Annotated in this window: 15 protein-coding genes; 13 read left to right on the top strand and 2 right to left on the bottom strand. The window is 38.3% G+C overall.

The genetic code is table 11. The features are described from left to right. The first annotated feature begins 3 nt into the window (after positions 1-3). From JG735_RS08190 to JG735_RS08155, 8 genes are read left to right on the top strand one after another with little or no spacing between them, the layout of a single operon-like run. Positions 4-1,470, top strand: a complete 1,467-nt coding sequence (locus JG735_RS08190) for a hypothetical protein (protein WP_201334582.1) — start codon at positions 4-6, stop codon at positions 1,468-1,470. Then, the gene (locus tag JG735_RS08185; RefSeq protein WP_201334581.1) at positions 1,467-2,087 is read left to right on the top strand and encodes a hypothetical protein; all 621 of its coding nucleotides are present in this window, start codon (positions 1,467-1,469) and stop codon (positions 2,085-2,087) included. The genes JG735_RS08190 and JG735_RS08185 overlap by 4 nt, the downstream gene beginning before the upstream one ends. Beyond that, complete coding sequence (locus JG735_RS08180; protein ID WP_201334580.1) at positions 2,084-2,413, top strand: hypothetical protein; 330 nt, start codon at positions 2,084-2,086, stop codon at positions 2,411-2,413. The genes JG735_RS08185 and JG735_RS08180 overlap by 4 nt, the downstream gene beginning before the upstream one ends. After that, positions 2,410-3,897, top strand: a complete 1,488-nt coding sequence (gene mshL / locus JG735_RS08175) for a pilus (MSHA type) biogenesis protein MshL (protein WP_201334579.1) — start codon at positions 2,410-2,412, stop codon at positions 3,895-3,897. Before JG735_RS08180 ends, mshL begins: the two co-directional genes overlap by 4 nt. Then, a complete protein-coding gene (locus tag JG735_RS08170; protein WP_201334578.1) occupies positions 3,897-4,688 on the top strand; it encodes an ATP-binding protein in 792 nt (263 codons plus the stop codon). Before mshL ends, JG735_RS08170 begins: the two co-directional genes overlap by 1 nt. Before the next feature lie 28 nt (positions 4,689-4,716). Then, positions 4,717-5,541: a tetratricopeptide repeat protein gene (locus JG735_RS08165; protein WP_201334577.1), complete on the top strand. Its 825-nt coding sequence runs from the start codon at positions 4,717-4,719 to the stop codon at positions 5,539-5,541. Continuing rightward, positions 5,538-7,220 (top strand): GspE/PulE family protein, encoded by a 1,683-nt coding sequence (locus JG735_RS08160; RefSeq protein ID WP_201334576.1) that lies wholly within the window; start codon positions 5,538-5,540, stop codon positions 7,218-7,220. Before JG735_RS08165 ends, JG735_RS08160 begins: the two co-directional genes overlap by 4 nt. Then, on the top strand, positions 7,217-8,455 hold the full coding sequence (locus JG735_RS08155) for a type II secretion system F family protein (protein WP_201334575.1): 1,239 nt from the start codon (positions 7,217-7,219) through the stop codon (positions 8,453-8,455). Before JG735_RS08160 ends, JG735_RS08155 begins: the two co-directional genes overlap by 4 nt. A gap of 91 nt (positions 8,456-8,546) precedes the next feature. Here the strand turns inward: JG735_RS08155 and JG735_RS09915 are convergent, their stop codons facing one another. Both JG735_RS09915 and JG735_RS09910 read right to left on the bottom strand, forming a co-directional pair. Beyond that, entirely contained in the window at positions 8,547-9,029 is a 483-nt protein-coding gene (locus tag JG735_RS09915) for a prepilin-type N-terminal cleavage/methylation domain-containing protein (protein WP_201334574.1), read from the bottom strand. Continuing rightward, positions 9,029-9,466, bottom strand: a complete 438-nt coding sequence (locus JG735_RS09910; protein WP_305080208.1) for a type II secretion system protein — start codon at positions 9,464-9,466, stop codon at positions 9,029-9,031. The genes JG735_RS09915 and JG735_RS09910 overlap by 1 nt, the downstream gene beginning before the upstream one ends. 263 nt (positions 9,467-9,729) lie before the next feature. Between JG735_RS09910 and rpmE the strand changes: the two genes are divergently transcribed. Genes rpmE through JG735_RS08120 form a run of 5 tightly spaced genes read left to right on the top strand, consistent with a single transcriptional unit; the run spans position 9,730 to position 13,076 of the window. Beyond that, positions 9,730-9,930 carry a 50S ribosomal protein L31 gene (gene rpmE / locus JG735_RS08140; protein WP_012082929.1) on the top strand — a complete coding sequence of 67 codons (201 nt, stop codon included), beginning with the start codon at positions 9,730-9,732 and terminating at the stop codon, positions 9,928-9,930. Beyond that, the gene (gene rsmI, locus JG735_RS08135) at positions 9,930-10,745 is read left to right on the top strand and encodes a 16S rRNA (cytidine(1402)-2'-O)-methyltransferase (protein WP_201334573.1); all 816 of its coding nucleotides are present in this window, start codon (positions 9,930-9,932) and stop codon (positions 10,743-10,745) included. The genes rpmE and rsmI overlap by 1 nt, the downstream gene beginning before the upstream one ends. Before the next feature lie 24 nt (positions 10,746-10,769). Beyond that, the gene (gene rlmB / locus JG735_RS08130) at positions 10,770-11,453 is read left to right on the top strand and encodes a 23S rRNA (guanosine(2251)-2'-O)-methyltransferase RlmB (RefSeq protein WP_201334572.1); all 684 of its coding nucleotides are present in this window, start codon (positions 10,770-10,772) and stop codon (positions 11,451-11,453) included. After that, positions 11,446-12,285, top strand: a complete 840-nt coding sequence (locus JG735_RS08125; protein ID WP_201334571.1) for a hypothetical protein — start codon at positions 11,446-11,448, stop codon at positions 12,283-12,285. Before rlmB ends, JG735_RS08125 begins: the two co-directional genes overlap by 8 nt. Next, the gene (locus JG735_RS08120) at positions 12,279-13,076 is read left to right on the top strand and encodes a hypothetical protein (RefSeq protein WP_201334570.1); all 798 of its coding nucleotides are present in this window, start codon (positions 12,279-12,281) and stop codon (positions 13,074-13,076) included. The genes JG735_RS08125 and JG735_RS08120 overlap by 7 nt, the downstream gene beginning before the upstream one ends. Positions 13,077-13,081 lie beyond the last annotated feature (5 nt).

The following is a 13,081-nucleotide window of genomic DNA, read 5'->3' as shown; positions in this document are numbered from 1 at the left end:
GAGATGGTGCAGGCAGCTTTTATTGAAAACGATAAGCTTTATACATTCCAAAATGGCAAATTTGAGACACTCAAGCCAAAAACCTATAAAAATTTTCGCATCGGCGCTCTCATCAATTCCAAAAAGCTGATCACTTTTACAACCAAACTGCCCCTCACTTTGCAAAAAGAGCAGCTCGATATTCAAGTTGAACTGAAAATGTATCAAGAAGGGGGGCTCGATCCAAATAGAAACTATGTCATCGACTATCTTGCTTTTCCTATTCAGCAAGATAACATCTATCTCATAGAAGCGTATGCGCTGCCACAAGAAGTAATAGAGGAGCAGTTTGGGAAAATCGCAAAGAAGATCGGTTTTATCGATGTCCTTTTTCCTCGATTTTTGATCTATAAATCCTTATATGCCCAAGAATTTACTGTTACGAAAAATCATCTGTTTTTATATCTTGGTGAAGAGGAGGCGTATGCGGCTATTTATAAAGAGGGAAAATATATCGCCTTTCGAAGTATCGAGTCTTTGGCAGATCTTGCCAGTCAATGCGGTATCGAAACAGCCAAGCTCAAGTCACTTCTGAGTGAAAAAGGGCTAAAACAGGAAAATTATGCTCCTGAAGAGATGAACATCTTCGATGTTTTGCAGGAGAGATTTTATAAAAATGCGGAAAAAATCGTTTACGCTATCAACTATAAACGTTCCTATTTTGGTATTGAACAGATTGATGCAATCTATCTCGATTTTGAAGGGGAACGAATTGAAGGGCTGGAAGCTGTTATGATGGCAGCGGGAATGATCGGAGATATAGTCGTGCAGCCATTGAAATACCGTGATCTTTCTCCAAAACAGAGTGCTCTTGCTTTAGCTATCGAATATATCGAAAACTTCGAAAAAATTGATCAAAAACTAAATTTCACCATTTATGAAAGAAAAAAACCGATATACCATTACCGCTCTTTTCAGCTTCTCGTTTTTGCAGCTGCAATACTTATACTTTTTGGTGCAGGAACACTTTTTTTGTATCAGCAGGTACACCATTTTGATGAACTGATTGCACAAAAAGAGGGTGAAATTTCTAAACTTCGCAAAAAAAATCAAAAACTGATGGAAAAACTCAAACAGCTTCGGGATCAAAAAAAGCAAATCTTGAAGCGTAAAAAAGAGATGCTTCATGAAAATGAGCTTGCACAGCTCACTCTTTCAGCGATACCGATGGTTGAAGAGGGGAAAAAAGAGCGACAGAAAATGATGAACGATATCATTGAAGCACTTTATCGCTACAAACTCACAACAAAATCTATCGATCAAAATGGAACATCCAGTATCGATGTGGACCTTGTATCAAAATATGAACAAAGAGAGAAAATAGGAGCATTTATCAGATACCTTTTGGAAAAAGGGTATTCTGATATATCGACCAAAGAGATCGTCAGGGATAACTCTTTTTATGAGAGTCTTGTGAAGGTAAAAAAATGAGAGAGATTTTCGACAGGCTCGAAGAGCGTTTTGAATCACTGGATAGTAAAACTTTGATGATGATTTATGCTCTCGTTTTTTTATTGGCACTTTTTTTATTCTATTTTTTCTCCTATGAACCGCTTGAGCAGCAGTTGCAAAGCAAATCGCAAAAACTGCAACATCTTATCCAAAAGGCTCGTAAACTTTCTAAAACCAGTATTGTTCAAAAAATAAAACGGGAACAAAACGAGATCGCTCAGCTTAATCTTGATATCGAACAGTTAAAAACACAGCGATTTCAACTGATGCAGCAGTTGCAACAGAAGCATTACCAGTTGATGATGCCAAAAAACTTTTATGCTTTTTTGACAGATTTTCTTTCGAAAAGTGTCATATACGGAGTAGATCTTCAAAAGATCGATTTTAATCCGACTGTTAAAAAATTTGTTGCAAAACTCTATATCGTTCAAGAGATGGAGCTGACTGGAAGTGGCAGATTTTTGGATATCGTCAAGCTTTTGAGATATGCAGAGTCCAACAGGTTGCTTTTTAGGATTAGTTCTTTGCATATAGAGCTATCTGATGAATATCCAACATTTCATGCAACACTGCAGTTTTTCGGAGATCGGTTATGAAAAAGATTCTCCTGAGTACTTTGGCGATATCTCTTTTTGCACTGGAACTTCCTGTACAATACGATCCTTTTCAAAAAGCTTCTGTTATTATCAAACATGCACCAAAAAAAAGGATCAAACCTGTCAAAAGAAAGATCGCTTTTTCTTTGCAGGCGATATTGAACGATAAAGCTTTCATCAATGGACGTTTGGTTCCTCTTGGTGGCAAAATTTTTGGATACAAATTGATATTGATCGGTGAAAATTATGTTGTTTTGCAAAAAGGGAAACGAAGAAAGGTTGTATCCTTTCGGAAAAAAGATATTTTAAAAATGGAGCGACAATGAAAAAAATATGGATGATGTTGCTTGTTACTGCTTTTTTATTTGCAAATAATTGTGATAACAGACTTTTTAATCTTAAGGCATATGGAGAGAGTGTCACGATTCGGGATGTTTTAAAAGATCTCTCTTTGGAGTGCGATATAAGCATACTTTTTCAAGACAAAGAGGCAAAAAAGAAAATCTACAAACGACTCGATTTTATCAATGTCAAAAACTATACGCTCAATGAGCTTTTGGATTTGCTTCTTGGTCAAAACAACCTTTTTTATACTTACGAGCCAAATAAAAATCTGCTAAAAATCGCCTATCGACAAACGAAAAGCTTCAATATCGACTATATCAATCTTGCTTCGATGAAAACGGAAAGCAGAAAATCGGTGACACTTGGGAATGTTTCTGGAACAGGAACGACTACAGGAGGATATGGGACAGGATATAGTGGTTCAAGTGGATACGGTACCTATGGAACGAATGGGTCATATGGAAGTTTTGGCCCTACACAGGGAGGGCAGTCCTCCGATTATACCTCTATCGTCACGACTTCAGAGTTCAAGTTTTGGGACAGTTTAAAGCAGCAGTTGCAGACCTTTTTACACGATTCTCGTTCCAATGTCTTTTTAAATAAAGATGCATCCATTGTGACTGTAACGGGAACAAAAAAGGAACTCGATAAAATTGAGAGATTTTTGAAAAAACTGCAGGATCGGATGCACAAACAGGTAATGATAGAAGCGAAAATCATAGAGGTACAGTACAACGATAATCAAACGGTTGGAATCGATTGGAGTAAATTTTCATTGGATGTGACGGGAAGCCGATCGGCTCAGCAAAGCCGCTCAGGTTCAACAAAATTCAGCAATTTCGGTACACCCGATTATTTTATCGGATACAACTTTTCTATGCAAGGACTTCTGGACTTTTTGAAAAAATATGGCAAAGTCAAAATTCTTTCCAATCCTAAAGTGATGACACTCAACAATCAGCCGGCAATCATCAATGTGGGCGATCAGCTCTCATACCGGTATGAAAATGGTGTTGTCGTTACTGGAGGCAATGCGGTAGCGACACAAACATATGAGATTGGACAGACATTTGTTGGTATCTCATTGTATGTGATACCCGAAATCACTGAAAACAATAATATCATCATGAAAATCAATCCGGTAACAAGTGCATTGAAAAATGAGAATATAGGGTATGAAACAAATAGAACGTTGCCACCTGATATCAGGCTCAAACAGGTTACCTCTATCGTAAAAGTAAAAGATGGACAAAAGATTCTCATAGGGGGACTGATCAGCAAAAATTACTCGAAACAGTTCAATAAAGTGCCAGTACTGGGAGATATTCCGATTATCGGGTATGCATTTAAAAGCAAAAACAACAGTGTCAAAAAGAGCGAACTCTTTGTGCTTATCATTCCAAAAATTGTGAAAGAAGAGCATTTTCCAACGATCGATGAGACAAAAATCTTTGGAGAGCAGTAGTGTCTCGCTTTAAAAAGATCGCTCAGAAGTTTGAAGACAGGGTGGAGAATATAGATTTTTTCGAAACCTCTGCCATAGCGAAAATCCAAAACGATCTTTTGAAAATAGTCGATGAAGAGACGAAACAGATTCTTTTTTTGATTGGAGAGCCAGGAAGCGGGAAATCGGTCTTTTTAGATAGACTCCCATCGTTTTTGCAAGGGTATGAAACCATCAAATTCGATACTCCTTTTTTTGAACCGGTGGATTTTATCAAAACGCTTATTACAAGAAGTGGCGAAAAAGTAGAGGATTTTTCTTTGGAATCTATGATACAACAAGCGATTGCTATCTACAAAGCATCCAATCTCTTTATCGCTATTGATGAAGCACAACTTCTGAGCAAGCCGATGGTGGAGCTCATTAGAATACTAGCAGACAGCAAAGCATTTTGGTTTTTGCTTGCGATGCATAGGCATGAATCGGAGGCTATCCTCAAAGAGCCGCAATTTGCCTCCAGACCTCACAAAGTGCTTGACATGGGAGGTCTGACATTGGATGAGTTGTTCGATTTCATACAGCAAGAGCTTCGGTTGGCACATGAAGAGAGTATCGCCCGAGATTTTACAAAAAAATATGTCAAGAGCATCCATAAACTTTGTAAAGGCAACTTCAGAGAGAGCAAAAAGCTGCTGAATAAACTGTTTTTATTGATGGATGAGGCACAGAAAAAGGGAAAAAAGAGATGGACAAAACCAAGCAGGTGTCTTTTGACTATGGCAGCGATTGATGGGGGACTGATACGTGTATAGCTTGGAAGAGTTAGAAAAAAAGTGTCGTATGTATCATTTTAAACGGTTTATTTTAGTTGTTTTGTCTCTTTTTTTGGTTAGTGGAGGAGTGTGGTATTTTTATAATAAAACAATGTACAAAGAACAAAAGAATATCAAAAGGGTGACAAGTTTCAAACCTAAAAAATCTAAAAAAGTAAAGAAACAGGAGAAATATTGTTACGCATTGCAAACCTATTTTGGCTATGGTAAATCACAATTTGCAATCAATCGTGTAAAAAAACTAAAAAAAACGTATGAAGCAAAAGGGTTAGATTGCAACATTATTCAACTTGATACCCAGCAAAGGCCTATATTGAAGCTTCATTGCAATATAGCACCTACAAAAGAGGAGTTGCTTCCGTGGTTGAAGTATGCCAAAAGCAAAGGTATAGATGCTGTTATAGTTCATGGTGACTGCTCTTTGGCAAAGAAGCAGTCTCTACCCCCTTCAAAAAAAGCATCAAAAAAGAAGGTGGTTACAAAGAAGCAAAAAATCATAGAAAATCAAACTGCTGAAAATGAAAAAGAAGCGCTTTTGCAAACCAAACCCACCACATTAAAAGAACTCATTACAACCTATCAAACAAGGCCAAACTATACATTGGCTTTGGAGATTGCACAAGCATTTTATAAGCAAAAGAGGTATGATAAAGCAATTTTTTGGGCCAAAAGAGCCAATAAACTCGATCGATATAAAGATGATGCCTGGATTGTTTATGCAAAAGCTCTCTATGCAAAGGGCAAGAAACAAAAAGCTAAAGATATTTTACGCTTTTTTCTCAAATTTCAAGATTCACCAAAAATCAGAAATCTTTTGAAAGAGTGGTCATGATACAGCAAAAGGTCCGATTGGGAGATCTTCTTGTCAAAGAGGGGCTTATTACCAAGGAGCAGCTTGAAGAAGCTCTGAAGCTGCAAAAAGAATATGGCTATACCAAAAAACTTGGGCAGATACTCTTAGAAGAGGGATATGTTACACAAAAAGATCTTCTCAAAGCTCTCTCAAAGCAGTTGAATTTGGATTTTGTCGATCTTTACGGGGAAAAAATCGATTTTGAAAAGCTTTCGCGCTATCCTCTTAATACCTTAAAGGCGGCCAAAGCGATTCCTTTCAAAGAGGATGAAGATTATCTGTATGTTGCAACTTCAGATCCTCTCAATTATGAAGCATTGGAGCTTCTAGAGCGAACGATTGCCATGAAGCCTATCAAGCTCTATCTGGCTTTTGAAGATGATATTGAGGCAATTTTTCACAGGCTCGAAATTTTGGAAAAGACCAAAGAGATTGTAGAAGAGGTTAGAAAAGAGCTCAAATCGGAAGGCTTAAAAAAAGAGGGCGAAGAGAGTGCAGTAGAGAGGCTTATTCATCTGATCATAGAAGATTCCATTCACAGAAGAGCCAGCGATATCCATATCGAACCGGATGAGAAGAGATCGAGTGTAAGGGTACGTGTAGATGGTGTGCTCTATGAGACGTTTGTTTTTGACCACGAAATATACAATGCTTTAGATACCAGAATCAAGTTGTTGGGTGGTATGGATATCAGTGAGCGAAGAAAACCGCAAGATGGGCGTTTTTCATTGACGATCGATGGAAAACCATTCGATTTTAGGCTTTCGTCCACTCCTACGATCTATGGCGAATCCCTTGTGATGAGGATTTTGGATAGAGAAAAAGTGTTATTGAAGCTTGAAGAGCTTGGATTTTCACCCAAAAATCTGGACAAATTTCTTGATATCATACATGCTCCATATGGAATTGTTCTTATTACCGGACCGACAGGAAGCGGTAAAACGACTACTTTATATGCTGCGCTCAATGAGATCAAAAGTATCCACAACAAAATCATGACAGTGGAAGATCCGGTCGAGTATAGGCTGCCTCTTGTACAGCAGGTTCAGGTTAACGAAAAGGCGGGACTCACGTTTGCAGTAGCGGTAAAATCTTTTTTGAGGCAGGATCCGGATGTTATGCTGATCGGTGAGATTCGCGATTTTGAAACACTCAATGCCTCAGCCCAGGCGGCATTGACTGGACACTTGGTTTTTGCGACACTGCATACCAACGATGCTCCAGGAGCCATTCCAAGACTCGTTCAGATGGGATTGAAACCCTATATGATTGCTGATGCGCTCATCGGGATCGTAGCCCAAAGATTGGTTCGAAAAATTTGTCCTTATTGCAAAACAGAATACAAACCTCCACTTTCACTGCTCAAAAAGATCGAACAGTATCTGCCAAAAGATAAAGAAGTACATTTCTATCACGGAAAAGGGTGTGCAAAATGTGATTTTACAGGATATTACGGTCGCACCATGATAGCAGAGATTTTAGTTGTCGACGAGGAGATTGCTCGACTGATCAGTGAAGGAGCGACGAAATTTGAGATTTTGCACTATGCATTGGAACATACAGATTTTGAGCCGATGGTGCAAGATGGGGTTGAAAAGGCTTTGAAAGGTATAACGACGATTGATGAAGTATTGCGAGTAGCGAAGGAAAATAGGTGAAATACTTCAAAATCAGATACAAAATAGGCAAGAAAAAAGACTCCATTATCATTGAGGCTGAAAATCGTATCAATGCGATTGAACAGTTCATGCAGATGCAAAAGGGAGTGATGCTGGAGATCAAAGAGATTCCAGAATCCCTGTGGATGAAGCTGAAAAAATGGATACAAAGCCATCAAAGTCCCATAAAAAACAGGCCGGTCAATTTGGAAAGGTATATCGCACTGCTTGATCAGTTGGCTATCATGCTCGATGCCGGTTTGCCTCTTAATTTTTCGTTGGAAGAAATTGTGAAAAATGAGAAAGATCCCATGCTTAAAGCCATTTTTACCCAAATCCTTGAAGATATCGAAAGTGGGATGAGTCTGTATGCTTCTGTAGAGCGTTTTAAAAGGCAGCTCGGTACCCTCTCTTTATCTCTGTTTCGGCTTGGGGAAGAGACGGGAACGCTTTCAGAACAGGTGGCGCATTTATCGAAGATATATCAAGAAATTTTAGATAATAGAAGAAAATTTCGAAAAGCGACCCGTTATCCTATTTTTATCATAGTAGCGATGTCCATAGCTTTTGCCATAGTTACTGTGATGGTTATCCCTCAGTTTGAGGAGTTTTTTAAAGAGTCCGGCATGCAGTTGCCGCTGCCGACCAGATTTTTACTATGGTTCGAACACTCTTTGATCGATTTTGGTCCCTATATCTTGGCAGGAGCCGTGGGAATCTCTGTGTTTTTGGGTATTTTGTATAGGAAAAATTATAAAGCGCAGCTTTTTATGGATAAAATGCTACTTAAAATCATGATAATCGGTAAAGCAACACTCTATGCAATGGTAAGCAGATTTATCTATATCTTTAAAGTACTGCACGATGCGGGAATTCCTATGATTGAAGCGATGGATATTGCGCTTCAGATTGTAGAGAACAGATTTTTGCAAGAGAGAATGCGAAGAATCGCCATGGCAATAGAAGAGGGACGGAGTCTGTATCAAGGTTTTATGGAGTCCGGGATTTTTGAAAATATGGTTGTAGAGATGATCAAAGCCGGAGAGGTTGGCGGTGGACTTGGTAAGATGCTGCAAAAGGTCAATAAGATATATAAAGATAGATTTGATTACATCGTCGATAATATCGCGGTTTTGATAGAGCCTATATTGATTGCGGCAATTGCTGGGTTTGTTTTGACGTTGGCACTCGGTATATTTTTACCGATGTGGAATCTAACTGAGGTGGCCGGATAATGGAAGTTGAAAGCGGAAGTATCGTTATCGCAATCATCAGTATGATTATTTTGGGGATTGGACTTTGGATTATGAAGAAGATGGAAGATATTTAACTGCAATCCTCTTTGAGCTGAAACGTTCCTGCTGTGTTATTGTATTCCCAGCAGTCATTACTGTCTGGTTTTCCAGCCCCATTTTCAGTAACACCGCTGTTACTTTGTGATGCAGGACCTCTATATGTGTAGGTTCCATCGCCGTTATCTTGGCAAGTCCATTTGCTATCGACAACAGATGAGTTTTTCAAAATCCAGTTAAATGGATGGTTAGGACAATCACCAAGTTTTTGTGGATATCCGGTTGACGTAAGTTCACTGGAGCTTCTGCCATTTCCCCATGTGAAGCTTCCTTCATTTGTCACCCACTCATCATGCACATCTTCGATGGCACTTTGTATCGTAGAAGCTGTAGCCAGTTCGCTGGCAATCTTGGAGTTTGCAGTAAGACCTTTGAATTTTGGTATCGCCATCGCGGCAAGGATGCCTATGATGACGATGACGAAGATAAGTTCTATAAGGGTGAAGGCTTTACGCATTAGAATTCTATAGTTTCACTAACTGCTGAATTTCCACCTAATAGATCTTGACATTTTGTTTGGGTAGTTGTATCGTCAAATTTTGAACAGTTGATCTCATATGTAACATTTCTGTTGGTTGGATCTAAAATAATTTTAGCTACAATTTGACTGTTTTTAGGATCGGTATAATCGTATTCATTATTACCATTATTTGTCCAGCCATTTCCTTTTAATTTGACAATATCCGTCAGATTGACATCAGTGTTTTCAAGGTCTTTGGAATTAACATAAGCACTGGCCGCAGACTCGGCAGCATCAATCGTCGTTTTTACAACACTTCTAGCTTCAGCATTTTGCTTCAAGTTTTTATACTTTGGTATGGCCACTGCTGCCAATATCCCTATGATGACGATCACGAAGATCAATTCGATCAGTGTAAATCCGCCTCTTCTCATCTGTTCTCCTTTATTTTTTTGCTTGGAAATTATATATAATGTTACCTTAAATAACTATTGTCTTTAAAAACCTTAAAACAAGTTGTTTAATCAAATATAAAGCAAAGAGTGTGATATAATTTTAACTCCCCTCCCCCTATGTAGCAGCGAGGCGAAAGCCTTGCTGTGAATTAATTACCAAGATTAATCAAAAATCAAAAAAAGTTAGGGTAATATTTCGCTCCTAAAAGAGCAATCGATTCATAACATAAAAAGGCAGAGCAATGAGAAAAGATATCCATCCAGAATACGTTGAGTGCGAAGTGACATGTGCGTGTGGAAACCATTTTGTCGTAATGTCCAATAAACCGCAGCTAAAAATCGACATATGCAACAAGTGCCATCCGTTCTTTACCGGAAGTGAAAAAATCGTAGATACGACTGGACGAGTCGACAAGTTCAAGAAAAAATACAACCTCAAGTAGTGCTTACTCTCGTTCCTACTCCTATAGGAAACATAGAAGATATCACTTTTCGGGCTCTTCGGGCCCTTAAACAAGCCCACATCATTCTTTGCGAAGACACCAGAGTTACAAAAAAGCTTCTTACACTTTTATCTGACCGTTTTGGTGAAACATTTCAAGCAAAACTTCTCTCTTTCCACGAACACAATCAAGATGCATTTTTGCAAAAAATCGATCCAGCCTTTTTTGATCAAAATATTGTGTATGTCAGTGATGCAGGCATGCCAGGGATCAGTGATCCTGGCACCTCCCTTGTCCGATATGCGCAAGCCCAAGGAATACAATATGAAGTTTTGCCGGGTTCCAGTGCTTTTGTGACTGCCTATGTAGCCAGTGGATTTGAAGAAAAAGAGTTCTGTTTTTTTGCATTTTTACCCCATAAAGGAAAAGCGAGAGAAGAAAAACTGCGAGATGTTCTTCAATCTTCAAAGAATGCGATTTTGTATGAATCTCCTCACAGACTCGTAAAACTTTTAGAGCAAATCGCATCGATCGATCCAGATAGAGAACTCTTTTTGGCCAAAGAACTGACAAAAAAGTATGAAACATTTTTCAAAGGGAGTGCAAAAGAGTTGAGCGAAAAACTCTCTTGTGAATCAATCAAAGGAGAGTGGGTAGTTGTAATACAAGGCTCACAGCAAAAAAGCTCTGCATTATCGCTGGAAATAAACGATATTATGGCTTTGCCACTGCCAAAAAAAGAGAAAGCGAAACTTTTATCCAAAATAAGCGATAAAAGTATCAAAGAGTGGTACTCCATCCTTAATAATTCTTAAGTAAGAAATAGTTACAATCATCTCATGATAGTCTATGGTAAGCAGATATTTCATTATATTCTCGATCATCATCCAGATATCGTTCGGCGGATATTGCTGAATAAGAATGTAGATGCGGGTATTTGGAAAAAGCTTCAGCGATTGGGCATAAAGATAGAACGCATTGACAATAAAAAGGCACAGGCACTCGCAAAGGGTGGCAACCATCAAGGCTTTTTACTGGAAATTGAAGATTTTGTATTTACCCCTTTTGAGGATTTGAAAAGTTACAAATTTTTAGTTCTTTTATACAATGTAACGGATGTGGGAAATATAGGTTCCATTATAAGAAGTGCCTATGCATTGGGAGCCGACGGATTGGTGATCAGCGGTTTGAGAGATTTGAAGATGGAAGGAGTGGTTCGAAGAAGCAGCGGTGCGGCTCTTGATCTGCCCATCGCTTTACAATTCAATCTTCATGAAGTGATTAAAGAGCTTCAAGACAGAAGTTTTTTGGTTTATGCAGCCGATATGGAAGGCACAGATGTACGAAACAAGAAATTTCATGGCAAAAGAGCAATACTGCTTGGAAGCGAAGGAGAGGGTATTCCGAAAAAAGCGGTACAAAAATGCGATGAAACTTTGAAAATTGTAATGAAACGGGAGTTTGACTCTTTGAATGTGGCAGCTGCCGCAGCAATCTTTATCGACAGGATGAGAGATGAGTGATGCAGATAAACTAAAACACCTTGATCCCGAAGAGGTATTTCAAAAAACCTATATTCCCCACAAAGTTTTTAAAAAACTTATCGAACAAGATTTTGAAGGATTAGGGAACAGAACGAAAGTTTTTGGACTTATAAAGATTTTGGAGGATCGTTTTGATCTGGATCTGAGTGAACTCAAGGAGAGTGCCCAAAACTACTTTCAAACGCATCAAGAAAATCATCATACAGCTTTTCAAGAAGAGATACAAAGCAAAAACAAGTTTCCTGTAGGTTTGATAATTGCTGCAATCGTTGTATTTTCCGGAGTACTTTTTTGGTTTGCAAGTCAAAAAAACGGTATCCAAAACAGTGAGTTAAAATCGATGCAAACCGCTTTTCTGGACAAGAATGTGACAGCGCAGATAAGTACTGAAAAGGAGATACAGCAAGAGGAGACACAAAAAGAGCGAAATGAAACGTTTGTAGGACATCAAGAAGAAAATGAAACAAAAACGGCAATTTCTGAAACAAATGCATCAAAAAATTTGGAAGAAAAAGAGCAAAAGCTCTCTTTGCCAACGGTTACGTTCATTCCCAAGAAAAAACTTTGGATCGGTATCATGTATCTTGATAACTACAAAAGAAAAAACTATATAACATCCAAGCCGGTTGAGATCGATACTTCAAGAGATCAACTTATCATGACAGGACATGGATTGTTTCGAGTCGATATAGACGGGAATATAACCGATTACAAAGAACGCTTGAAAATGCGTTTTTTGTACAGAGCAGGAGAACTTGAAAAAATAGATAAAAAAACATTTGATCTCTACAGCAAAGGGCATAAGTGGTAAGAGTACTTCTGCTTCTTCTTGTTGCATATTCTTTGATGGCTTCAACACTGGAAGATGAGATCATTTCCATTATTGGTCAGGAAAAATTTGATCAAAACAGAGCCATATTGCATGCGGTTTTTCTCAAAAGAGACCGGTATGTACAAAACGAAATGGTAGATATCTCCAAAGTCGTTCAGGTGCTCAAAAGAATCGGACTCATTGAAGAGCAGTTTGACAGACCCACCGAACAGACACTACTTTTTCGTTCATTCAGTGAACCCAATCTCTTTTTTAAAAACGCATTTGATGCGATGCAAAAAGTGGATATTTTTGACTATACGGTTTCACAGATAAAAAAAAGTGAAGAGGAGTATCAAATTGCTTTTCATTATGCTTCCACAAAAATTGCAGATCCCGTTGCTATAACGAGGTTTTTACGTAAAAACGGCATGAATGTTGTACATTTGCAAAAAGTGGATACTCGATGGGAATACACTATTGCTCCTACACTTCCTACAATTGATGCGATGAAGCTGGATAACAAGTTATATATCAAGCAGATTCGTAAGCCTATATGGATCGATGTTTCACGATATCAAACATTGATCTTCTACCCGTCTCCAAGAAATCATTGGTTTGCGAAAATATTTATCTACGATAATCATCTCTATCCGTTAGCCGTTATTAAAAAAGATGAAAGAGTAAAAAAACTGACAGTACAATTGCCAAAAGGGAGCTATTATATTAAAATTTCAGACATCTATACTATGAAAAATATGAAATATAGTTTGAAGATCGTGGGACGATAAAAGGA

It is taken from the genome of Nitratiruptor sp. YY08-10 (assembly GCF_016629565.1).
GTDB lineage: Bacteria > Campylobacterota > Campylobacteria > Campylobacterales > Nitratiruptoraceae > Nitratiruptor.
The sequence above is the reverse complement of the archived record's forward strand: the minus strand, read 5'-3'. Positions and strand labels throughout refer to the sequence as shown.